The following is a 23048-nucleotide window of genomic DNA, read 5'->3' on the forward strand; positions in this document are numbered from 1 at the left end:
GCCGCCGCTCGATCTGAAATCCGGTTTCACAAGGAGCTCTCCCGCAATGACCCGCACCTGCAGTAAACGCATCCTGTTGATCGGCTACGGCGCCATGGCGCGTGAAGTCGTCGCGCGCTTGCCCGATGGCGTAAGCGTGGCTTGGGTGATCGTCCCCGCTGAGTTCAGACGAGACATAGCCGCTGAACTGGAACCACGGGGCATCGCTGTGCTTGAGGATATCAAACAGTTGGACGCGGTACCGGACCTGGTCCTGGAATGCGCCGGCCATGCAGCGCTTTCCGAGCATGGCGTTCCTGCATTGCAACGCGGATGGCGGCTGGCCGTAGTCTCGGTAGGCGCACTGGCCGACACAACGCTCTACCAGCAGCTGCTACACGCCGCTCGCAGTGGTGGTGCGACCCTGCAGCTGCTCTCCGGCGCCGTCGCCGGCATGGATGGACTCGCCGCTGCTCGTGAAGCCGGCCTGGACGAAGTGGTCTACATCTCACGCAAGGGAACTGCCAGCTGGCGCGGTTCGGCCGCCGAACAGATGATCAACCTCGACAGTGTCACCGAACCCACCGTGTTCTTCGAGGGCACCGCCGGCGAGGCGGCACATGCCTTCCCTGCAAACGCGAACGTGGCTGCGACCATCGCGCTCAATGGCATCGGCATGGACGCGACCCGGGTGCTGCTCATGGTGGACCCACACACCCGCCGCAACACCCACCGCATCCATGCGCGCGGCGGTTTCGGCGAGATGACGATCGAGCTGGCCGCGCATCCGCTCCCCGGCAATCCGAAGACATCGATGCTGGCTGCGCTCAGTGCGGTACGCGCTTGCCGGCAGCTACTGGAGCCGCTGGCATGAGCATCCACAACGTGGCACCGCTGATTGAACATGACATCCCGGTGGGCGGGCAATGGCGCCAGGGTGGCGGCACGCTGATGCGCTCACTATTCCCTGCCGACCAGAGCATCAATGCGCAACTGCATGCAGCCGACCTCAACGATGTCGAGTACGCGATAAACGGTGCCGAGCTTGCGTGGCGCAACCCGGCGTGGCGGGAGCAACCGGCGCACCAACGTGCGGCAGTCCTCCACCGCGTCGCCGACCTGATAGCCGCCCAGCGCGAACCGCTTGCACGCCTGCAGACCCGAGACAACGGCAAGCCGCTGGCAGAATCCAGGGCGCTGGTGGACAGCGCATCAGCCACGGCGCGCTACTTCGGCGCTGTCTGCGAAACCCTGGATGGCGAACTTCCCAGCCCTCGCAGCGCGGACTTCATCAGCTTCAGCTGCTACGAGCCGATCGGCGTGATCGGCGCGATAACGCCGTGGAACTCCCCCATTGCCAGCGAGATGCAGAAGATCGCGCCGGCCCTTGCTGCTGGAAACGCAGTGGTACTCAAACCCGCCGAAGCAACACCGCTGGCAGCATTGGCGCTGGCCCGGCTGTTTGAACAAGCCGGTTTGCCCGCCGGCCTGCTCAGCGTGCTACCCGGGCGAGGCTCCATCATCGGCGAGGCCATTGCCCGGCATCCGCTGGTGCGCAAGATATCCTTCACCGGCGGCACCAGCACCGGCCGCCATCTTGCGCATGTTGCCGCCGACAAGCTGATTCCGACCTCGCTTGAGCTTGGCGGCAAATCTCCGACCATCGTGCTCGACGACGCCGACATCGAACTGGCCGTTCAAGGTGTTGCCTACGGCATCTACAGCTCGGCAGGGCAGGCCTGTATCGCAGGATCCCGTTTATTTGTGCACCGCTCCCGCTACGCCTCCTTCATCGAGCGTCTGGAGGAAGTTGCGCGTGGCCTGCGCATTGGCCATCCCGAGCACGACGGTGTGCACATTGGCCCCTTGATCAGCCATGCCCATCGCGACAGCGTCGCCGCTTATGTAGCGTCCGCATTGGGCGACGGTGGCCGCCTGCGCTTTGGCGGTTGCGCCCCGGCTGACAGCAACCTGGACATGGGCAGCTATTACCTGCCTACCCTGATCGAAGACCTGCCCGCGAACGCCCGCGCCTGCCGCGAGGAGATATTCGGCCCGGTCCTGATCGCACAGCCCTTCGACGACGAAGACGCCTTGATCGCACAGGCCAACGACAGCGTGTTTGGACTGGCAGCCGGTATCTGGACCAGTGACTACCGCCGCGCCCTGCACCTTGCCAAAGGCCTTCAGGCAGGAACGGTGTGGATCAACACCTACAAGAAATTCTCCATCTCAACACCGTTCGGTGGCTTCAAGGAGAGTGGACTGGGCCGCGAAAAAGGCCGCCAGGGCCTGCTGGCCTACATGCAGCAGAAGAGCATTTATCTGGGACTTGAACGTACCCCAATGGGATGGAGCCGATGAGCAGCGAAGCCATGACAACCGAGCAGATCACACCTTCCACTGATGCAGGCCTCCACGCGGAGCCAAAGTACATGGACAGCAACGAACGCATTACCGTTGCCGAAGCCATTGTCCGCGTGTTGGAAGCCTATGGTGTAAATGCCGTGTTTGGCGTCATCTCCATCCACAATCTGCCCGTGGCCGACGCCATTGGCCGACGCAGCAGGATCCGCTTCGTCCCCGCGCGGGGCGAAGCCGGCGCTGCCGCGATGGCCGATGGGCACGGCCGTCACAGTGGCTTGGGCGTCGCCTTGACCAGCACCGGCGCGGGTGCCGGCAACGCTGCCGGCGCGTTGATGGAGGCACTCAATGCCGGCACGCCACTGCTGCATATCACCGGCCAGGTGGAACGTGAGTACCTGGACCGCGATGCCAGCTTCATCCACGAAACCCGCGACCAGATGAGTCTGCTGCGCGGCTGCTCCAAGGCAGCATTCCGCATCCTGCATCCCGAACAGGCGGTCGCCATCACCCAGCGTGCCATCCAGGAGGCAATGCGCCTGCCGGCAGGGCCGGTCAGCATCGAAATTCCCATCGATGTACAGGCCGCCAGGATCGAAGTGCCGTGCAGCATCCAACGCCTGCCGCTGCCGATTCCCGCACTCGATGTCGCTGCAGTGACGGACCTGGCCACGCGACTGCAGCAAGCCCAACGCCCGATGCTCTGGGTAGGTGGCGGCGCCATAGGCGCCACCGGTGCGGTGCTGCGCTTGGCCGAGTTGGGTGTTCCGGTTGTATCGAGCACCCACGGTCGCGGCATCCTGCCGGACAGCCACCCGCGCAGCCTGCGTGCATTCCACAACGCCACCGACGTCGCCCGCCTGCTGGCGGAGAGCGATCTGTTGATCGTGGCCGGCTCACGCCTGCGCAGCAACGAGACCGCCACCTACAGCCTGTCGCTGACGACCAAGCGCGTGCAGATCGACATCGACCCCGCGGCCTGCAACCGCAGCTACCCGATGGAGGCCTTCGTGCTAGGTGACTGCGCACAGGTATTGGGGCTGCTGGCCGATGCGTTGCAGCCGACGCCCAAGCACGACCCGCTACGCGATCACGACATCTGCTCGGCAACCATCGCCGCAGAGTACGCTTTGCGCGAGCAACTTGGCCCTTACGCAACATTGTCGGATGCGGTACGCAGTGCGCTGCCCGATGACGGCATCTTTGTCCGCGACATCACCATGTCCGGCAGTACCTGGGGCAGCCGCCTGCTTAACTTCCAGCAACCGCTGCAGAACATCCATTCACTGGCTGGCGCGATCGGGCTGGCCCTGCCTACCGCCATCGGCTGCGCCATCGCCAACCCGCAGCGCAAGGTCCTGGCACTGATCGGCGATGGCGGCCTGATGCTCAACATCGGCGAATTCGCCACCGCTGTGCAGGAGCAACTGGACGTGGTGTTCCTGATCATGAACGACGGTGGTTACGGAGTGATGCGCGGCATACAGCAGAAGTACTTCGGCGACCGCCAGTACTACAACCAGCTGCATGCACCCGATTTCCATGCACTGGCTGCAGCGATGGGCATGCGCGCGTGGAAGCTGGACGACAGCAGCAACTTCGATGCCGTGCTGCACGCGGCCATCGCCCACCCCGGGCCAGCATTGGTGGAAGTGAATATGGATGCGATCGGGCCGTTGCACTTCTCCGGTCCGCCACAGAAGAAACTGTACTGAAACAGCGCTGCGGCGGCGGTGTTACCCCAACAACGCCCGCGCACCACGCGTTGCCCACACTGGAGACAGTCCGCCAGCTGCAGCGGCGTACTGCCCGAACACACTTGTTCCGGCAGCACACGGGCAACCTGAGGTCGCCAGCCAAATGAAGGCTACACAGCTTTCGAGATGCGATCACAACTCGCACAGCTTGCGCAGCACTGCCCGGAATCTACCAACACAAACGCAGCTGCCAGCTGTTCCCCTGTCACGCGAGATGCGCCACCAACGCAAAGGAGAAGTGCAATGCAAGCACGAAGTGCACGCTGGTTCGGCGTCACCACGCTACTGGTGATCGTCGCCATTTCATTCATCGACCGCATGAATATCGCGTTGATGGTCACGGACATGCAGTTTCTGCAGCACTTCGGCATGGTCGCCGAGGACCGTGCCAGCCAGGCAGCGCTCAGCACCGCGTTCATGGTTGGCTACGGGCTGTCGGCGTTCGTGCTGACGCCCTTCTGCGCGGCACTGCTCGGAGTGCGTCGCAGCTTGATACTCGGACTGATCCTGTGGGGAGGTGTCACCTTGCTGTCGCCTTCATTCGACAGCTACGCGATGCTGCTGCTCTCGCGCGTACTGCTGGGTATTTCCGAAGGGCCGCTGTTCGGCCTGGCCTCCTCCTACATCAAGGCCTACTTCGAAGGCCATGAGAACGGCAAGCCAAACTCCCTGGTCAACATGGGAACGGGCCTGGGACTGGCCATCGGCATGCCGCTGATCAGCAGCCTGATCGCCATGCTCGATTGGCAGGGTGCATTCCACGTGCTTGGCTTGATCAACCTGCTGATCGGCTTGCCGCTGGTGCTTGCCTACATCCATATGCCCAAGCTGGCGGTCTACCAGCAACGCCTCGACTCGGTGCGTGACATGGTCGCGCAGGTGCGACAGATATTCAGCGGTGCATTGCAGACACGGCACCTGCTGATGATCACACTATTGACCGCCGCCTACCTGGCCTACCTCTGGGGCAGCGTCAGCTGGTTGCCCACCTACCTCAAGGAAGCACGCGGCTTCGCCCTGCGCGAGATGGGCTGGCTCGGTTCGCTGCCGCAGTACGCGATGATAGTCGGCGTGTTGCTCAGCGGCTTTGTCATCGATCGTATTCCTCGCAGACAGGTACCGCTGATCTTCGTGGTTGGCAGCGTCGGCGTTGCCATGGCGGTACTCACTGCGCTCAACGTCAACGACAAGTACCTGGCGGTGGTGAGTCTGGTGGTTGCAGGCGTATTCTGCGGCATCCAGACCCCGCCCTTGCCCAGCACCGTGCAGTACTACTCGCAGCCACAGCACGTGGCCAGCGCGATGAGCATCACCAACGGAACCGGTGCGTTGGTATCCGCGTTCATGCCACTGGTGATGGGCAAGGTGATGATGCTGATGTCTGACAGCGGTGCCTCGCAGCATGCAAGTTTGAGCGCGGGGTTTGCCGTACTCATCGGCACCCAACTGGTGATCCTGATCTGCGGCTGGGCGCTGTGGTTACGCGAACGCCGCAGCGCAACAGCGCGTGCGATGCCGACATCGCAGACCTCCCCCCGCAAAACCTGAGGCTGCGAAGCCCCTATCGCTGCCAGTCAACGGCGCACGAAAGCACGAACCTCACCGCTATGCCACCGTCCACAAGGAGCATCAAGCATGGAAGATCGCACTCGCCTGCCTGTGTTTTTTACCGCAATGCTGCTGATCGCATCACCCGTCCACGCCGCGGACCTCGCCCTGCCGGGGGTGAATACCGGCGCGACCAGTTTCGAGGACGGCGGCGGCGGCATAGGCCACTTCTTCCAGACCAGCAACAGCCGCTTTGACGCCAACCGCAGCTATGACGCCAGTGGCGAGAAGCGCCCGATCAACTACGATCGCGCGCTCTGGATCGCCCGCCTGCACTACGCCTACACCAGTCCACAGCAAGCCTTTGGTGGCAATCTTGGTGCCGAGGTCATCGTACCGTTGCTCGACCTTGATCTCGAACTTGGCCCAGCCCACATGCGCGGCAGCGGCATCAGCAACCCCGGTATCGGCGGCTATGTGCAGTGGCGAGACAAGCGCCTGCTGGGCAGGCGGCTTGACTCACGGCTTGCACTGGGGGTGACGCTGCCAATTGGCCACTACGATCGCGATGCCACGGTCAATGCTGGCGCCGACTACTACAGCTTCAATCCGTACTACGCCTTCACCTGGCGCGGCAGCGACGCATGGGAAATCAGTGGCCGCTTCATGTATCTGTGGAATGGCAGCAGCAACGATCCGGAAACTCGCCTGCAAACTGCCTTCGGTGAACCGGTCCGGCGTGTGCAACCTGGCCAGGCATTTCACTACAACCTGAGTGCGTCCTATGCGTTGAATGCGCACTGGCGGGTGGGCGCGGCCATGTATCAGCTGCAGCAGACCAGTGCGGATCGCATCAATGGCCATGCCCAAGCCGACTCGAGGGAACGCCTGTTCGGCATCGGCCCGGGCGTGCAGTGGCGCGGCGGGCCGCACCGTTTCATCGGCAATGCCTACGCCGAAGGCTTGGCCAGGAACCGCGCCGCAGGCTCACAGCTGGTCCTGCGCTACATGTACGTGTGGCGCTGAAGTGATAGGCGCAGGTGGCTCTACGCCCTGACCCGGCGGGGTTCGGGCGTACAGCCGCTGGCACGGACACACGGCAACGGAATCAGCTTATTCCTCCTGCTTGTGCAGACGTACGCCCATCGGCCCCTGTAGCGAACCATCCTCGTTGACGGTGAACTCCAAGGCTTCGCCATTGCCGTCCGCCGCATCCACTTTCAGCCTGTCACCCTCACGCCTGTAGTGGCTCCGTTGTGACTTACCCAGCGTCTGCACCGTGACCTTGCCATCGGACGCGAAGGTGTAGCTCACCAGCCCCATGCCGTCGCTCCAGGTTCCGCTCAGCCCCTGGCTGCAAGCAGCCAGCAGTGTCGCCAACACAACGATCAGCACCTTCCTCATGCACCACTCCAATAACTCCCACCGCACCAGCGATGCTTCGGCAGGCATTCTGGCACAGGCCCAATCACGCTAGGCTAGCGCCGTTCACAACGGAGTCCGGCACCATGGTTCGTACCCTGACATCGCTTTTCCTGTCGATCCTGCTGCTGGGCTGCAGCACTGTGCCTGCCGCAACTGCAAACGCCAGTGCCCAGGCACAAGGCCAGTTCGTTGCCCGCCAACTGAGCTTTGAAGGCCGTGAATTCCGCTATCAGGTGTTCGTGCCGGCCACCTCCGCAACCGCTGCCGGCGCCCGTCCCTTGTTGTTGTTCCTGCATGGCTCGGGCGAGCGTGGCGACGATGGACTCAAGCCAACGCTGGCCGGCGTGGGCCCATGGCTTACGCAGAATCGCGATACCTTCCCGGCGCTGGTGGTATTTCCGCAGGTACCGGAGGGTGAGGAATGGCGCGGCCGCAATGCGCGCATGGCGCTGGCCGTGCTGGACGCGGCCAGCGCCGAGTTCGCAGCTGATCCGCGACGGATCTATCTCAGTGGCATTTCGATGGGCGGCTACGGCAGCTGGGAGCTGGCCTTGACCCGCCCCGACCAGTTCGCCGCGCTGGTGCCGATATGCGGTGCGCTACGCGCGCCACGTGCCGACCGACCCGGACTGATGGTCGACCAGGTTGCGACGGAGCAGGACCCCTACCAGAGCACCGCCACCCGCCTGCGCCATGTCCCCATCTGGATATTCCACGGCGCCTTGGACGAACTGGTGCCCACCACTGACGACCGCGCCATCGCCGCCGCCAGCCAGCGATCAGGCGCGAACTTCCGCTACACCGAGTACCCCGACGTTCACCACAACGCCTGGGACCCAACCTACCGCAATCCGGCAATGTGGGAGTGGTTGTTCAGGCAACAGCGGCCTTGACCGTCCCAGCTGCCTGGGGGCGCAACGCCCCCCCTCATACCCAGGCCCGGGCCGCTGCGCAGCCGGCCTGCACGCTCGCGGAACCGAACCGTGGTAGCGTGATTGAAATCACACATCCACCGATCCTCCTACACCTGTCCTGCACGGCAGAAATCGGACAGTTGCAGGCAATACTTCCCGCATCATCCTGCTCCCAGGTACACGGAGTTCGCGCCATGAAAGGGCCACACCATGCCTGCAATCCTGCAGGTAAAGCGGTGTAATGCGCTAAGCTGGAATGGAAACCGGAGACTCACGCTTGGCAACTAACGCATCGGCAACGCTGGACCCGTTGCCGCGCACCCGTGGTCTGCATTCCCGGTTGCACCTTCTGATTCTGGCCACGCTGCTGCCGCTGCTGGTGATCGGCGCTTTCGCAGTATGGAATGCGGCGCGCGACTACCGCCAAAGCTCCGAGCAGCGTCTGCAGGAAACCGCCACCGCGCTTGCGCGCGGCGTGGATCAAGGCATCGAGGACAACGTCAACCAGCTGCGCCTGCTATCGCTGCTGGCACCCCAGTTGCGCGAGACAGCGCCCGAGCTGCAGGCATGGGCACGCGAGAATCCAGATATCCGACTTATCCAGGACGACAGCGAGGATGCCCGTACGTTGCCGACCGGACTGCTGTACGACGCACGTCGCGAAGGCAAGGTGCAGGTCTCGAACCTGTTCACCAACGCCAGAACCAGCACCCCGGAAGTGGCGATCGCCCTGCCCTTCGAGGAGCCCGGCAGCACCCGCGTCCTGACCATGGTGCAGCCCTCCAATCGCCTGATCGCCAGCATCATGGGCAGCGGCAACGACCAGCAGCTGCTGGCTGCGGTCGTCGACAACAACGGCGTCATTGCCGCGCGATCGCTTTCGCCGGAACGTTACATCGGCAAGCAGGTGCCCGACTGGCGGACGCTGCAGCGCAGCAGCGGCCAACACGGGCTGATCGATGCCAGCAGCAAGGAAGGCACGCCGGTGATCTTCGCCTTCCACAGGCTGCAGGCCGCACCGGGCTGGACGCTGGTGGTGGGAGAACCACAACAGAGCTTCCAGGCCCGCTGGCTACAACCGCTGCTCGGGATCATTCTCGGTGGCATCGTCGCAGCCGTGATCGCCCTGCTTTGGGCCAACGCCATCGCCCGCAGCATCCTGCTGCCGATCCGCGCCCTGGTCCAGCGCAGCCATGGCGTCGTCGACAACCTCGCCCCCCTGCCCGATCCACACCCGTCCAACATCCGCGAAGTGCGCAGCCTGCAGAGCAGCCTCAGCGGCACTGTCGATGCATTGAAGAAGAGCGCCGATGAAGCGCGCGCCCTGACCCGTGACCTCAAGGCCAGCGAGCAGCGTTACCGCGCCGTCGCCGAGGCCGGCGCTCTGGTGCTGTGGCAATCCGATCGCAATGGAACGGTGCTCTCGGCCACCGGTTGGCGCGAGCTGACCGGCCAACCCGATGACCATGCGCTCGGCAAGGGCTGGCTGCGCCGGGTCAACGAAAACGACCTGCCACAGATAGAAATCGCATTGGAGCAGAGTTTCACCGCCACCAAAGCGGCCTCGCTGGACGTGGAGTTCCGGGTACTGGATCTGTACGGGAAGTGGCGCTGGCTACGCGCCCGCGGTGCCCGCATCGGCCACAGCCTGAGCAGTTGGGCCGGCGTGCTGGAGGACGTGGACGCGCGGCGGCAGGCGCAGGCTCGCATTGCCTACCTGGCCCAGCACGATCCGCTGACCGCATTGCCAAATCGCACCATGCTGTTCGAGAAGCTCGACCAGGCCTTGATCGCCGCCCGTCGCGGACACCATAGCGCCTTGTTGCTGCTCGACCTGGACCGCTTCAAGGACGTCAACGACAGCCTCGGCCACCCCACCGGCGACCGCCTGCTGCAGGAAGTCGCCCAGCGCATCCTCGGCTGCGTACGTGGCAATGACCTGGTCGCGCGACTGGGGGGCGACGAGTTCGCCATCCTGATGGCATCGGAAAGCCGCATGCCTGAGGCCGCCGCCACGCTGGCTGCGCGCTTGGTGGAAGAACTGGGCCGCAGTGTCGAACTGGAGAACCACCAGTTCGCCATCAGCACCAGCATCGGCATCGTCCTGATCGACAACCATGCCAACGCCGCCGACACCTTGATGCGCAACGCCGATCTGGCCCTGTACCGGGCCAAGGACGAGGGCCGCAGCTGCTACCGTTTCTTCGAGGCGGAAATGGATACGCGCATGCAGCGCCGCCGGCAGCTGGAGACCGAACTGCGCGCGGCCCTGCAGCAACAGCAGTTTGAGCTGCACTACCAGCCGCTGGTGGACCTGCGCCTGCGCCAGGTCGCCGGTTTTGAAGCGCTGCTGCGCTGGAATCACCCGCAACGTGGCCTGCTTGAACCCAGTGAGTTCCTCGCCTTGGCTGAAGACATCGGCATGATGCTGCCGCTGGGCGCATGGGTGCTGCGCCAGGCCGCCCGGGATGCCAGCCAGTGGCCGGAGCAGATGAAGATCGCGGTGAACCTGTCGGTATCGCAGCTGGCCCAGCCCGATCTGGCGGAAGGCGTCGAGCAGGTATTGGCAGAAACCGGGCTGGCGCCGGCACGGCTGGAACTGGAGATCACCGAGAACGCACTGATCACCAACATCGAGGCCGCGTCTGCACAGCTGCTGCAACTGAAGAAGGCCGGCGTATCGATCGTGATGGACGACTTCGGCACCGGCTACTCCTCGCTCGGCTACCTGCGCGCGTTCCCGTTCGACAAGGTCAAGATCGACAAGTCCTTCGTCCGCGACCTGGGTGAACAAAGCCAGGGCAGCGCCATCATCGGCGCGGTATCGCACCTGTGCGAAAAGCTGGGCATCAGCACCACCATCGAAGGTGTCGAAACCCAGGCGCAACTGGACCAGCTGAAGGAAGAGCACTGTGCCGAGGGCCAGGGCTATGTGTTTGGACGACCAATGCCGTTGGCAAAGGTGGAGGATTTCATCCTCCAGTGGCCGGCACGCTGGAACCCGGCCACCTAGCCGCCAACGCTTGCAAGGCCGCAGCCCGGGTAAGCACAACTTACCCGGGCCTGTTGCCGGTCAGTCTGGGAGAACGGCAGGTTTCTGCTGCCTGGTGTGTTGCACTTGCCCGGGCGATATTGATGCGACTGCCAAAGCGTCGATCCGACCGGGTCCGGGTATGACCCGGCCGCCCCCAAAACGACCGGATGAAGCCTGGCCTCAGTTGACCCCGCGGATCGCCAGGGTCAAGGCCAGCACGCTGAGGATCACGGCGATGGTGCCGTCCAGAATGCGCCAGGTGGAGGGCTTGGTGAACAACGGCGCCAGCATCCGCGCGCCCAGGCCCTGCACCGTCAGCCACACACCGCTGGCGGTCACCACACCGATGGCGAACGCCATGCGCGACTCGCCGAAGTTGTCGGCGATCGAACCAATGACCATCATGTCCAGCCAGAAATGCGGGTTGATGATCGAGAAACCGGCCGCCGCCATCAGGGCTGCACGCAACGACTGCTCGCCGTTGTCATCCAGCTTCATGCCACCGCCACCGGCCACCGCACGCCGCGCCGACTGCGCCGCATACCAGGTCAGGAAGGCAACACCGCCCCACAGCAGGACGGTTGTCAGCCACGGCAGCTGAGCGGTCAGCTGCCGCAGGCCGGCCACGCTGGCCATGATGAACACCGCATCGATGGCGAAGCAGGTAGCAATGATAGGAATCACGTGCTGGCGCATGATCCCCTGGCGCAGGATGAACGCACTCTGCGCGCCGACGATGGCGAACAGACCGATACCGATACCGGCACCACTGAGCCAGGCACTGCCGGCAGCTTGGGCGGAAATAACCGAAAACATGAGGAAAAACCTTGCTACATGGGGGAAGGACGCAGCGGGAGAACCCACCGGTACGTCCGGACGCGGTAATTGTCGCAATGCAGCAATGAAAAGTAGAGCTAAACTTCGTTAACCATCATTAGCAGAACTTAATATGCGCATCGATCATGCCCAGTTGCGGGCACTGGCCGCCGTCATCCGCGAAGGCAGCTTCGAACGCGCGGCGCTGTCGCTGAACGTCACCGCCTCGGCGGTATCGCAGCGGATCAAGGCGCTGGAGGACAGGGTCGGCAAACTGCTGATCAAGCGCACCATCCCCACCGAGGCAACAGCGGAGGGCCAGGTGCTGGTACAGCTGGCCGAACAGACCGCGCTGCTCGAGCGCGACGCCTTCGAGCGCATCGGCCTCAGCGACGCCGAGTTGCCACGCGCCAGCATCCCGGTCGCGGTCAACCACGACAGCATGGAAACCTGGTTCCCGGAGGCGGTGCAGAATTTCTCCCATAGCACCTCCACCACCCTGGACCTGCACACCGAAGACCAGGACCACACCGTTGCCCTGCTGCGCCAGGGCGCGGTGATGGGTGCGGTCACCACCTTGTCCGAGCCTGTGCAGGGCTGCCAGATCCATGCGCTGGGCAGCATGCGCTACGCCGCCACCTGCACCCCCGAGTTCCATGCCAGGCATTTCGCCAAGGGCGTGACCGCACAGGCGCTGGCGCAGGCACCGGTGTTGGTATTCAACCGCAAGGACGACATGCAGGCCCGCTATGCACGCCGTCTGGCCGGGGTCGAACAGCCGCACAATGCGCCGACCTGGTGGATCCCCTCCACCCGCGCCTTCGTCCACGCCAACCTCGGCGGACTGGGCTGGACCATGAACCCGCTGCCACTGGTGCGCCGGCACCTGGAGAGCGGGCGCCTGGTCTACGTCAAGGCGCGCGCCTGGGAGGACGTGCCGTTGTATTGGCAGCACTGGAAGGGCGAGGTCAAAACCATGGCCTTGCTGACCCGCGCCATCCTGCAGGCCTCGGCCATGCTGATACGCAAGCGCAGATAACGCGGGGCCTGTGCTGCACTGCAAGTTTCCCTAAAGGACACTGCCTGCCCCGGCGGCCCGGGCGGATGCTGCATGGATCAACCCGCACACCTACCGGAGCCGCCAGATGTCGAGCAAACGATCTGTCCCCGTCACTTCCTCGTGGCTGCTCAGCGCCTTGGCCGCGCCGTTGGCGGGCGCCATGTTGATGCTGGCACCCACCAGCGCCAAGGCCCTGGAGTGCGGCAGCAACAACGGTTACACCTGCACCGGCACGGCGAACCAATACGCTGGCGGGTTCAATCCCGGTGTCGGCCAGGGCGGCTTTGGTGGCGGCAGCTGTACCGCCAGCAAGACTCCGGTGGTGTTCATTCCCGGCAATGGCGACAGCGCCATCAGCTTCGACATGCCAGCCGGCGCAGTCGCCGGCTACAGCACCCCGCCGCGCTCGATCTACGCCGAACTGAAGGCTGCCGGCTACAACGACTGCGAACTGTTCGGCATCACCTACCTCAGCGCCAGCGAGCGCGCGGCGCCGCAGTACAACTACCACGCACCGGCCACCTATCAGACGATCAAGACCTTCATCGACAAGGTCAAGGCCTATACCGGCAAGAGCCAGGTCGACATCGTCACCCACTCGCTGGGCGCGACCATGGCCCTGGCCTCGATCAAGTACAACGCCAACCAAGGCAGCGTGCGCCGCTTCATCAATATCGCTGGCGGATTGCGCGGCCTGCAGACCTGCCGCAGCACCGGTTATCAATCGACCCTGGCGCCTACCTGCAACGCCGAGGCCTATGTCTTCCCGTACAACTACTACACCTTCGGCCTGTACCCGAGCACCGGCGTTGCCTACTACGGTTACAACCGCTGGACCGGCAGTGGCAGCGGCAGCCTGCGCACGTTCCCGGCCACGTACACCGGCATCCGTTTCTACACCATCACCGCCGGCTCGCGTGACCAGGTGCATTGCTTCACCACCAGCTACAGCGCCGGCTGTGCCGATGGCGCACTGTTCAACAGCGACACCAATGTCTATGCGCAGGTCGACATCGGCGCAGGCAGCAGCGCCTACAGCTTCGACTGGGATTGGAGCGATGGCAGCCCTTACAACTTCGGCGGCGGCGACACCAGCAGCGGCGTCGGCCATTTCCGCTCGAAGAACAACGCCGGCCTAATCGTGCGCAACATGCTCACCAGCGACTGCACCAGTAATTGCGCAGCTGGCTACAGCGGCGTATACGGCCCTGCGGTCAATCGCTGAACCACGCTCTCAATCGAAGGACATCGACACGCCGACGCCGCCTTGCCAATCGGTGGTGTCGGCATCCAGCCCGCGCAGGAACGATGCATCCAGTTGCACGCGCGGGCCCACCATCCACGTCACACCGGCACCGGCCGCACGCATGTACTGCGCGCCGGTGCCGTAGCCGGCTTCGACATAGGCCGACAACTGCGGCCGCAAGGCGAAACCATAGCTGGGCGAGAACAACCAGCCATTGCCACCATCGCCCCATTGCCGGTCGATGTAGAACGCCAGGCTGCTCTCGCGCGGCAGCGCCCATGCCACCGTCATGCCCAGGTCGTAGTCATGCCCCGCATCACCCAGCGGTGCCCTGCCCCAAGGCAGGCTGGCCCCTGCTTTGAAAGCCATTGATAGCTGTTCGTTGACCAGCGCTGGTGCCCACTTGAGTGCCGCGCTGCCGTCGCCGCCGCCGCTGTCCTGCACCCGAATACCGGGGCCGCGCTGCCGCAGCTCGCTCCAGCTATCTGCGCCGAACTGCAACTCCAGCGTATCGGCAAGCCCGACCCGCAACAGCGTGTCTGCGGTCCATGTGGTGGTGGTCAGGCCAGCACTGCGATCGCGGCTGGCATCGGGCAAGCCCTGCTCCCAGACAACGACGCGCTTGCCAACCGTACTGGTGGAAAAGCCGATGCCTGGACGGTCGAATTCCGGTGCGTCTTCGGCCTGAGCCTGGCCACTGGGCAAGGCGAACACTGCAAGCAGCAGGGACGAGGTTTTCATGCCCGCCATGTTCCATACGCGGCTGGGTGGTGATGTGAAAGATCATGGGCGCTACCGGCATGCCCAGAGAGCGCAATGGTGCATGATCGCCCGTTCGGGCTGTTGCGGCGCGTGCTTCCCGGGTGCGCTTCGCTTGCCCGGGCTACGGATGCTCCGGGGACGCCACTTTGGTTGGTGGCGAGGCCACAAATGGAAAGCCCACCCGCTTGCGCCGGGTGGGCTTTCATCAAACCTGCCGAGCCAAAACCTCAGCGATGCGCCAGCGCGTAATCCAGAGCGCCGATCACCGCCGCCACCTGGGCATCATTGCACTGCTGCGGGGTAGCCTTGGCACTGTCCGGATAGACTTCGGTGGTGGTCGTGTAGCGCGCACCGCTGACACTGGCGCACAGGCCGAGGGCCTTGAGGGGGTATTCGATCACGCCTTCGGCCACCACCTTGGAACCGATGATCTCGCCGTGCTCGTCGGCCGGGGCCAGATGGGTCACCTTGGCGACTTCGGCATTCACCGCCTGCTGGAACAGCGGCTGGCGGTTCTCGGTGTCATCCACCAGATAGAAGCCGTCAGGAATCTCGCCCGGCTCGAACGGCTTGCCGTCGCGCGCGGCCAGCGCCGGACGGAACTCGGTTTCGTCGGTGTCGGTGGTTTCGTGCAGATCGATATGCATCAGCACACGCCCCTGCAAGGGGGCGACCAAGGCCATCAGCGCTGCCGATTCCTGTGCCGGGCTGTTGTCCACGAAAGAGCGGTTCGGATCCAGCGCCGATGCATTCCAACGCTGGATACGCTCATAACCCCACGGACTGACGCAGGGGGCGACCAGCAGGTTGCAGCGGCCGGCATAGCTGTCCGCATGCTGATCGACGAACTGCAGCGCGCCCTGCACACCACTGGTCTCATAACCGTGTACGCCACCGGTGACCAACATCACCGGCAAGGCCTCGTCCCAGTTCTGGCTGCGGATCGCAAACAGCGGGTAACGGCCCGATGGGTAATCCAGCTCGCCGTATTGCGTCACCTCAAACCGATCACGCAGCGCGTCGATTTTTTTCAACACCTCATCTGCATAGCTGCGCTGCACCTGCTGCTGTTCCAGCCACTGCGCGCGCTCCTGCTCGCCCCATGGCTTACCGGGAGTACCAATGGGATAGAAAGCGGCATCAATGCTCATGCGCAGATCTCTTCAATACGGAGGATGGCGCGCACTGTACACCCAAGCCGAGGAAGCTTCAGGCTGCACGGCGGATTGCATGAACGCAGGCTCAATTGCGCTAGTCACCTTTCACCTCGGATTTCACTGCGTGGGTGCAGGCTGGACGCACATTGGCGCAAAACTGCGCTGCCAATAACAGGAGTACCGACATGGGCAAGTTTCATATCACCCTGGCCTCGGCCGTTGCCGCGAGTGCAATGCTTCTCTCCGCCGGCGCCAACGCACAGACCTATGGCCCCCGCGATGAAGGCCGCCGCTTCAACGACGGTAGCCGCGTGGTCTGCAACAAGGTTGAGGTAGCCAACAATGCGCGCGACCAGAACCGGGTTGCCGGCACCGCCACCGGTGCTGTGGTCGGCGGCCTGCTCGGCAACCAGGTCGGCAAAGGCAATGGCCGCAAGCTCGCCACGGTGGGCGGCGCGGTAGCCGGCGGCCTTGTCGGCCGCAACGTGCAGGGCCGCAACCAGGAGCGCAACGGCCAGCGAGTGGTCGAGACCCGCTGCGAACGGGTTTATCGCTGACGGATCCAGCACCCTGCAAAGCAACAAAGGCCCCGTCAGGGGCCTTTGTTTTCAACGATGGTGGTGATCAAGCCTTGCTTTCGAGCAGACGGGCGATGTCCTCATCCTTCTGCAACCACAAGCCATTCATCCATTGCTGGAACTGGGCGCGGAAGTTGCGGTCTTCCTGGTAGTTGCGGCCGATGAACTCGGCGGGGATCGGCAACTTGCGCACCAGCACCTTCACTTCCGGCAGGCGGTTGGCCATCAGGTCCATCATCGAAGGGATGCCCTTGGGGTAAACGATGGTCACGTCCAGCAAGGCATGCAGGCCCTTGCCCATCGCGTCCAGCACGAAGGCCACACCGCCGGACTTTGGCTTGAGCAGGTGCTTGAACGGCGAGGTCTGCGCGGCGTGCTTGGCAGCCGTGAAGCGGGTGCCTTCGACGAAGTTCATCACCGACACCGGAATGCTGGCGAACTTCTCGCAGGCCGTGCGCGTCACTTCCATGTCGCGCCGCCCCAGCTCCGGGTTCTTGGCGATCTGCTTGCGGCTGTAGCGGCCCATGAAGGGGAAATCCAGCGCCCACCAGGCCAGGCCCAGCACCGGCACCCAGAACAGCGAGCGCTTCAGGAAGAAACGCAGCAGCGGGATGCGACGGTTGAATACTTTCTGCAGCACCAGGATGTCGACCCAACTCTGGTGATTGGCCAGCACCAGGTAATGCCCATCGCGCTCCAGGCCCTCGGTGCCGCTGACCGTGAAACGGGTCGCGGTGAACGCATGGATCATTGCACTGTTCACCGCGATCCAGCTTTCAGCCAGCCCGGTCAGCAGCGGATTGCAGGCGCGGCGCACCGACTTCAGCGGCAGTACCGCCTTGAACAACGCCACCACGAACAACGGCAGGCAATGGGCCAGCGTATTGATCACGATCAACGGAAAAATCAGAGCTACACGCAACCACACCATGGAGTAACCGCGGGGAGCAACCCCAGAACCCAAAGAAGCACAGGGTAGCAAAACCGTCGCGTCAGGATTCATCTCGAACGGTTGGCAGGACCCGGCAACATCGCGCAATGCCCGGCAATCACCGCCATTTCCGGCCACTGGAAGTTGCCGGTCCCGCACCGCTCGGTGCCTTGGAGTCCGCCTCCAGCAGCTGCATCCGGTGGACTGCCACGGATGGGAATGCCCCAGACCCAGATGCCTGCAACGGCCGGCGGCTGATCGGCTGCCCCCTGCCGGAGCCACATGCGCTTGCGGAAGCAAGTATCGATGGCGGTCCCGTCCCAAGCGCCGTCAAAGCCGTGGCGAGTGCCTGACAGGAGGGCTTGGCAGCTACCAGGCTTGGCCGCCCGGCGCATTGGTCAGCACGCCAGCGAATCGGACTGGGGCTGGCAGGCGTGCCATTGGCTCCGCGCATTCAGGATTTATCCGTCATCAACGGCCAGCCCCCTCCCCTGTCCTTGGAGTAGCTGCGTGCAGATCGGAGTGGGTCGCGCCCCGACATACGCAGTAATCTGGACGCGGCATAATCCCAACCTTCGTATTTGCCGTATTGCCCATGCCCTTCAAGTTGCCGCCGCTCGGCGAAGTCCTGGATCTGCTACCCGACGCAGTGTGCATGGTTGCCCCCGATGGCGAGCTGCTGATGGTCAATGCTGCTTTCGAGACCATCTTCGGTTACACCCCTGCAGAGGCCAAAGGCCGACAGATCATGGATCTGGTACATCCGGAAGACCGCGCCGCCACCGAGCAGTCGGCACTGGACGTGATGGAAGGCCGGCCACGCTCCAACTTCCGTAACCGCTACATCCGCAAGGATGGCAGCGTGGTCGACATCCAATGGTCGGCCAAATGGCTGCCGGAATACGGCATCCGCATCGGCGTCGGCCATGAGGTAACCGCCCTGCGTGGGATCGAACGACAGCTGGAGCATCTGGCCAGCCACGACACATTGACCGGCCTGCCCAACCGCTACCACCTGCGGCGCGAGCTGGAAGCGGCGCTGGAGCGTGCGGCGCGTGACGGCAGCGGGCTGGCACTGCTCTACATCGATCTGGACGGCTTCAAGGCCGCCAACGACCGCTATGGTCATGAAGCCGGCGATCGCCTGCTGCGTGATGCCGCCCGCCAGCTACGCGATGGCCTGCGCCAGAACGACCTTATCGCCCGCGTCGGCGGCGACGAGTTCGTTGCCGTGCTGCCGGCCTGCGCCAGCCCCAGTGATGCCCTGAACATCGCTACTGCCCTGCGTGCGCGGCTGGCCTTGCTGCAGAGCCTGGGCAGCGACACGCCACAGATAGATGCCAGCGTGGGCGTGGCCTGCTTCCCCGCCGACGGCAATGACGCCGATGCCCTGCTGCGCCATGCCGATGCCGCCATGTATGCCGCCAAGGCGAAGAAGCGCCTTGCCAACTCTGCTGCGGATCGCGCCTCCAACCCGATTTCCTGATCCAGGCAGTTCTTCCAGGACCGACGCAGTGTGCGTGGAGCAGCGATGACTTCGGCATCCCAACGGCCATCTGGCGGGAGGATGCCGAACCGGCTTGCAGCATGAACGCAACGTTCCCGGAACCCAAACTGTGCATGGAATGGGTTCCAGCTGCATACGTGACTGGACGCTACTCGACTGACTGGATCCGGATCCCGGCATTGGAGGCCCGACCTCTCAACGCAATGATCTCATCAGCATCCAGGCCGGCAACCCTGTCCTTCACCCTGGCAATACCAAAGCGTTGCAATTCCGGATTGCCCGCCACCTCGTAGGCAGAATTCACACCCTCCAGATTGATCTGAAGCATGGCGACCAGGAGCTTCTGCTTTTTCGAAGCACTGACTGACTCGACCATCCGTTCCCAACTGGACTCAGCCGCCGCATCGGAAGACGCGTCCAATCGAATGGCTTCCTTGGCCAAGGCGCTACCTGCAACCAGGACGCCGATGCTGAGAACAGCAAGAAATCGACTTTTCAAAAATGATCTTCCATGAAGTTGATATCGCTCCCATTTTGCATCACGCCGTTACTTCCAAGGCATTTCGCCCTTGGTCACCTTGGCACTGAGTTCCAACGATGCCTCACCTGGCAGACCCGGATAGCGCTGCTTCATCGCCGCAATCAGCGCACCCGAATCCTTGGCCTTTGCCGCTTCCTCATCGAAGGCGCGGATGTAGTTGGCGGTGAACTCAACCGCCGCCAGGTCCTGTGGCGCACCTTCGGCATAGTGGCCGGGAATCACCCGCGCCGGCGCCAGGTCCTTGATCTGCTGCAGCGCGGCCAGCCAATCCTGACGCGACTGCGGCGTCTGCGTATCGGCCATGAACACGTGCGAACCGGCATCCACCAGCACACCGCCCATCACCGTACTGATCGATGGCACCCACAAGGCCGTGCGCTGCGGGCTGGCGCCGTCCAGGCCGATCACCTTCAACTCCTGCCCCTCCAACTGCAGGCTGTTGCCCTGCAGGGGAGAAGGCACCAGCAACTGTTTGGGCGCATTGGCACCCAGCTGTGGCCCCCAGATCTTCAGCTTCTCATCCTTGCTGGCCTGGATATGCGCGATGGTCTGCGGGGTGGCCAGGATCTGCGCATCGGGGAATGCAGCGTGCAAGGTCTCCAGGCCAAAGTAGTAGTCCGGATCACCGTGACTGATGTAGATCGTCGTCAGCTTCTTGCCTGACGCCTTGATCATCTCGACCAGCTTGGCCGCATCAGCAGTGGAGAACTGCGCATCGACCAGCACCGCATCGCTGGCACCGGTCAGCAGTTCCGAGGACACCGCAAAGATGGCGTCCGCGCCGGGATTGAACACTTCCACATTCAAGGCTTGCTGGGTGCCTTGCGATGACGGGTCCATGGCCGGCGTTGCGGCCGGGGGGGCTGCGGTAGTCGCGCCGTCTGGCGTTGCTGGCTTCCCGCAGCCGGTCGTTGCCAGCGCTATCGCCACCACCAATGTCATGTACTTCAAACCTTTGTCGTTCATTGCGCTGCTCCAGCAAGCCATGGATGAAAACCGCCACGCACGATACAGCCAACACTCAAAGCACGAACGCGCATTGCCGACGATGCTGGCAATACCGCTGTTATCCGCACGTTAAAGCGCGCAACTGCCGGTCGCATCCCGTACCCCGCCTGCGCAGCATACGGCGCGCATGCGATCATCCATTCCCCCAATACCGCTGCCCGCAATGACTTCCGAACAGCCTGATCTTGAAAGCATCCACAACCGGGCCTACCTCGCCGTCGATGAGGGCGAACTGCAAAGCGCAACCCGGGATTTCGACCTGTTGCTGCAGCACCATCCAGACAACCCGTTCTATCACTACATGCGCGGGCTGGTGTTGAAGTACCAGATGGAATGGGCCGGTTCGTTGCGTGACAACCTGCAGGCAATCGCGTTGGCGGAAGAATTCAGCCAGGCCCAGCACTGGAACGCGGCCATCGCGGCGACCGGCCTTGGCCAATGGACGACAGTGCGCGAGCTATGGGCCGCCTGCGATATCACCCTGCCCGAAGGTGAAGGCCCCATCGACGGCAACTTCGGTGTCGCCGTGGTACGCCTCAATCCCTGGAGTGCCGGCGAGACGGTGTTCATGCGCCGCATCGACCCGGTGCGCGCACGCATCCTCAACGTGCCGCTGCCGGAGAGCGGCCACCGCTTCGGTGACATCGTGCTGCACGACGGTGCCCCCACCGGCGCACGCTTCGATGGCGAGCGCGAGGTGCATGTATTCAACGAACTGGAGCGACTGGAGCCGTCCGAGTTCCAGACCTTCGTGGTGTTCGTGCGCGCGGACAGCGCCGACGACATCGACGCGCTGCTGCGCGCCAGCGCACCCGGCATCGGCTATGCCGAGGATTGGACCCGCAGCATCCGCCATTACTGCCTGCGTTGCAGTTACGGCGCGCCGCACAGCCATGCACAGGAACCGAACGAAGATGGCGAAGCGCAATGGCAGCCCGAACGCAATCTCGGCATTGCCGCGCAGAGCCGCCTCTCGGTCGAGAAACTGTTGAAAGACTGGGCCGCCGGCAACGCCAGTCGCCATCTGGACGCGATCGAAACCCGCGAGTTGCCGCAGCCGGTGCGCGAGGACGGCCATGCCTGGTGGTTGTCGCCGGAGGATGAAGATCAGGACGAAGACGCGCAAGGCGACGAAGAAGAATAAGCCCGGTGCAAGGACGACGTGCGCGCACCGCGCCACGTCGTCGCGCGCATCACGCCCCGCTCAGCACCGGCGCCAGCAGACGGAAGGTCCCGGCGTCGGCATCCATCCCGACCTTGCCGCCGATCGGCACGATGAACTGCTCCTTGATGTGGCCGATCATCGCGCCGCGGTAGGCCGGAATCTTCAAGGGCAGGATGTAGTCATCGAAGATCTGGTCCAGGGTCAAGGACCCATAGCCGTCACCCGGCGAACAATCGGTGCACTCACCAAAGATGAAGCCGTTGATCTTGTCCAGCGCGCCCATCAGCTTCAAGGTGCTGAACATGCGGTCGATGCGATACGGCGCTTCGGCTACGTCCTCCAGGAACAGGATCTTGCCCGTGAAATCCGGCAGATAAGGCGAGCCGGCCAGTGCGGTGAGCACGGTCAGATTGCCACCGATCAACTCTCCTTCCGCCTTGCCACCGCGGATGGTCAGCGTACGGTTGTCGCGCGGCACCAGTTCATCGTCGCTCTCGCTGCGGTTCTGGTACTGCATCAGCTCGCGCTTGAAGAACAGCCGATCGAATTGGTCGACGTTGAAGCGATTCCAGCTGCCTGCGCCGATCTGGCCGTGGAAGGTCACCAGCCCGGTCTTGGCCTGGATCGCGCAATGCAACGCGGTAATGTCCGAATAACCGAGCAACACCTTGGGATTGGCGCGGATCAGGTCGTAGTCGAGCAGCGGTAACAGCCGTGCGGCGCCAGAACCGCCGCGCACGCAGATGATGGCCTTGACGTGCTTGTCGCCGAACATGGCATTGAGATCGCCGGCGCGCTCGGCATCGGTGCCGGCCAAGTGGCCATGGCGCGCGGCGTAATGCGCGCCGGTCTTGACCACAAAGCCCAGCGCCTCCATCGCCTCGCGCGCCAACTGCAGGCTGAGCCGCTCGCTGCTGGCCGAGGACGGGCTGACCAGCCCCACCGTGTCGCCCTTGTTGAGCCCGGCCGCCAGCAGCTGCCCGCGCGCGACCGCCAATGCGCCCTGCATGCCGATCAGCGGCAAGGCCGCCGCCAATGCCGTACCGCCAATGAAACGACGTCGATCCATGTTGCTACCTGTTCCCGGGATGTCGCCCCAAGAGTAGCAGCGCGCCGCTCCACCTGTAGTGGGGGGGGGGGGGGGGGGGGGGGGGGGGGGGGGGCGGGGGGGGGGCGCGCGCGGGGGGGGCGGGGGGGGGGGGGGCGGGGGGGGACCGGCGCGCGCCGCGGCGGGGCGCGCGGCGCGCGGGGGGGGG

Annotated in this window: 20 protein-coding genes; 12 read left to right on the forward strand and 8 right to left on the reverse strand. The window is 63.9% G+C overall.

Going from position 1 to position 23048, the window contains the following annotated elements; all coding sequences use genetic code 11:
* Positions 1 to 46: 46 nt before the first annotated feature.
* From AC1VWL_RS09800 to AC1VWL_RS09820, 5 genes are all read left to right on the forward strand, one after another.
* Positions 47 to 853, forward strand: coding sequence for an aspartate dehydrogenase (locus AC1VWL_RS09800; protein WP_482986544.1), 807 nt, complete (start codon positions 47 to 49; stop codon positions 851 to 853).
* Positions 850 to 2343, forward strand: a complete 1494-nt coding sequence (locus tag AC1VWL_RS09805; protein WP_482986545.1) for an aldehyde dehydrogenase — start codon at positions 850 to 852, stop codon at positions 2341 to 2343. Before AC1VWL_RS09800 ends, AC1VWL_RS09805 begins: the two co-directional genes overlap by 4 nt.
* Before the next feature lie 71 nt (positions 2344 to 2414).
* A complete protein-coding gene (locus tag AC1VWL_RS09810; RefSeq protein ID WP_482986546.1) occupies positions 2415 to 4058 on the forward strand; it encodes a thiamine pyrophosphate-binding protein in 1644 nt (547 codons plus the stop codon).
* A 285-nt stretch (positions 4059 to 4343) separates the two neighbouring features.
* A complete protein-coding gene (locus tag AC1VWL_RS09815; RefSeq protein ID WP_482986547.1) occupies positions 4344 to 5648 on the forward strand; it encodes an MFS transporter in 1305 nt (434 codons plus the stop codon).
* An 87-nt stretch (positions 5649 to 5735) separates the two neighbouring features.
* Positions 5736 to 6674 carry a SphA family protein gene (locus AC1VWL_RS09820; RefSeq protein ID WP_481534524.1) on the forward strand — a complete coding sequence of 313 codons (939 nt, stop codon included), beginning with the start codon at positions 5736 to 5738 and terminating at the stop codon, positions 6672 to 6674.
* 87 nt (positions 6675 to 6761) lie between these two features.
* On the opposite strand, the gene AC1VWL_RS09825 is transcribed toward AC1VWL_RS09820, so the two are convergent.
* Positions 6762 to 7052 (reverse strand): hypothetical protein, encoded by a 291-nt coding sequence (locus tag AC1VWL_RS09825; RefSeq protein ID WP_482986548.1) that lies wholly within the window; start codon positions 7050 to 7052, stop codon positions 6762 to 6764.
* A gap of 104 nt (positions 7053 to 7156) precedes the next feature.
* Between AC1VWL_RS09825 and AC1VWL_RS09830 the strand changes: the two genes are divergently transcribed.
* Both AC1VWL_RS09830 and AC1VWL_RS09835 read left to right on the forward strand, forming a co-directional pair.
* On the forward strand, positions 7157 to 7966 hold the full coding sequence (locus AC1VWL_RS09830; protein WP_482986549.1) for a carboxylesterase family protein: 810 nt from the start codon (positions 7157 to 7159) through the stop codon (positions 7964 to 7966).
* A gap of 298 nt (positions 7967 to 8264) precedes the next feature.
* Positions 8265 to 11000 carry a bifunctional diguanylate cyclase/phosphodiesterase gene (locus tag AC1VWL_RS09835; protein WP_482986550.1) on the forward strand — a complete coding sequence of 912 codons (2736 nt, stop codon included), beginning with the start codon at positions 8265 to 8267 and terminating at the stop codon, positions 10998 to 11000.
* Between the two features lie 201 nt (positions 11001 to 11201).
* On the opposite strand, the gene AC1VWL_RS09840 is transcribed toward AC1VWL_RS09835, so the two are convergent.
* Complete coding sequence (locus AC1VWL_RS09840; RefSeq protein WP_282265376.1) at positions 11202 to 11837, reverse strand: LysE/ArgO family amino acid transporter; 636 nt, start codon at positions 11835 to 11837, stop codon at positions 11202 to 11204.
* Positions 11838 to 11970: 133 nt separating this feature from the next.
* Between AC1VWL_RS09840 and AC1VWL_RS09845 the strand changes: the two genes are divergently transcribed.
* Together AC1VWL_RS09845 and phaZ7 are read left to right on the forward strand one after the other, a co-directional pair.
* Positions 11971 to 12876, forward strand: coding sequence for a LysR family transcriptional regulator ArgP (locus AC1VWL_RS09845; protein ID WP_282265371.1), 906 nt, complete (start codon positions 11971 to 11973; stop codon positions 12874 to 12876).
* Positions 12877 to 12982: 106 nt separating this feature from the next.
* A complete protein-coding gene (gene phaZ7 / locus AC1VWL_RS09850) occupies positions 12983 to 14122 on the forward strand; it encodes an extracellular native short-chain-length polyhydroxyalkanoate depolymerase PhaZ7 (protein WP_482986551.1) in 1140 nt (379 codons plus the stop codon).
* A gap of 9 nt (positions 14123 to 14131) precedes the next feature.
* Here phaZ7 and AC1VWL_RS09855 read toward each other — a convergent pair whose 3' ends face one another.
* Together AC1VWL_RS09855 and AC1VWL_RS09860 are read right to left on the reverse strand one after the other, a co-directional pair.
* Positions 14132 to 14884 (reverse strand): transporter, encoded by a 753-nt coding sequence (locus AC1VWL_RS09855; RefSeq protein WP_481534520.1) that lies wholly within the window; start codon positions 14882 to 14884, stop codon positions 14132 to 14134.
* 248 nt (positions 14885 to 15132) lie between these two features.
* Positions 15133 to 16056, reverse strand: coding sequence for a M14 family metallopeptidase (locus tag AC1VWL_RS09860; protein WP_482986552.1), 924 nt, complete (start codon positions 16054 to 16056; stop codon positions 15133 to 15135).
* Positions 16057 to 16295: 239 nt separating this feature from the next.
* Here AC1VWL_RS09860 and AC1VWL_RS09865 point away from each other — a divergent pair, with 239 nt between their 5' ends.
* The gene (locus AC1VWL_RS09865) at positions 16296 to 16619 is read left to right on the forward strand and encodes a glycine zipper 2TM domain-containing protein (protein WP_405051683.1); all 324 of its coding nucleotides are present in this window, start codon (positions 16296 to 16298) and stop codon (positions 16617 to 16619) included.
* Between the two features lie 67 nt (positions 16620 to 16686).
* On the opposite strand, the gene AC1VWL_RS09870 is transcribed toward AC1VWL_RS09865, so the two are convergent.
* The gene (locus AC1VWL_RS09870) at positions 16687 to 17571 is read right to left on the reverse strand and encodes an acyltransferase (RefSeq protein WP_482986553.1); all 885 of its coding nucleotides are present in this window, start codon (positions 17569 to 17571) and stop codon (positions 16687 to 16689) included.
* 595 nt (positions 17572 to 18166) lie between these two features.
* Between AC1VWL_RS09870 and AC1VWL_RS09875 the strand changes: the two genes are divergently transcribed.
* A complete protein-coding gene (locus tag AC1VWL_RS09875; protein WP_481534517.1) occupies positions 18167 to 19057 on the forward strand; it encodes a diguanylate cyclase domain-containing protein in 891 nt (296 codons plus the stop codon).
* A 169-nt stretch (positions 19058 to 19226) separates the two neighbouring features.
* On the opposite strand, the gene AC1VWL_RS09880 is transcribed toward AC1VWL_RS09875, so the two are convergent.
* A complete protein-coding gene (locus AC1VWL_RS09880; protein ID WP_482986554.1) occupies positions 19227 to 19577 on the reverse strand; it encodes a hypothetical protein in 351 nt (116 codons plus the stop codon).
* A 48-nt stretch (positions 19578 to 19625) separates the two neighbouring features.
* Positions 19626 to 20585, reverse strand: coding sequence for an MBL fold metallo-hydrolase (locus AC1VWL_RS09885; RefSeq protein ID WP_482986555.1), 960 nt, complete (start codon positions 20583 to 20585; stop codon positions 19626 to 19628).
* Between the two features lie 205 nt (positions 20586 to 20790).
* Here AC1VWL_RS09885 and AC1VWL_RS09890 point away from each other — a divergent pair, with 205 nt between their 5' ends.
* Positions 20791 to 21771 carry a tetratricopeptide repeat protein gene (locus tag AC1VWL_RS09890; RefSeq protein ID WP_482986556.1) on the forward strand — a complete coding sequence of 327 codons (981 nt, stop codon included), beginning with the start codon at positions 20791 to 20793 and terminating at the stop codon, positions 21769 to 21771.
* 49 nt (positions 21772 to 21820) lie between these two features.
* On the opposite strand, the gene AC1VWL_RS09895 is transcribed toward AC1VWL_RS09890, so the two are convergent.
* Positions 21821 to 22861, reverse strand: coding sequence for a S66 peptidase family protein (locus AC1VWL_RS09895; RefSeq protein ID WP_482986557.1), 1041 nt, complete (start codon positions 22859 to 22861; stop codon positions 21821 to 21823).
* Positions 22862 to 23048 lie beyond the last annotated feature (187 nt).

The organism is Stenotrophomonas sp. STEN063 (assembly GCF_056854515.1).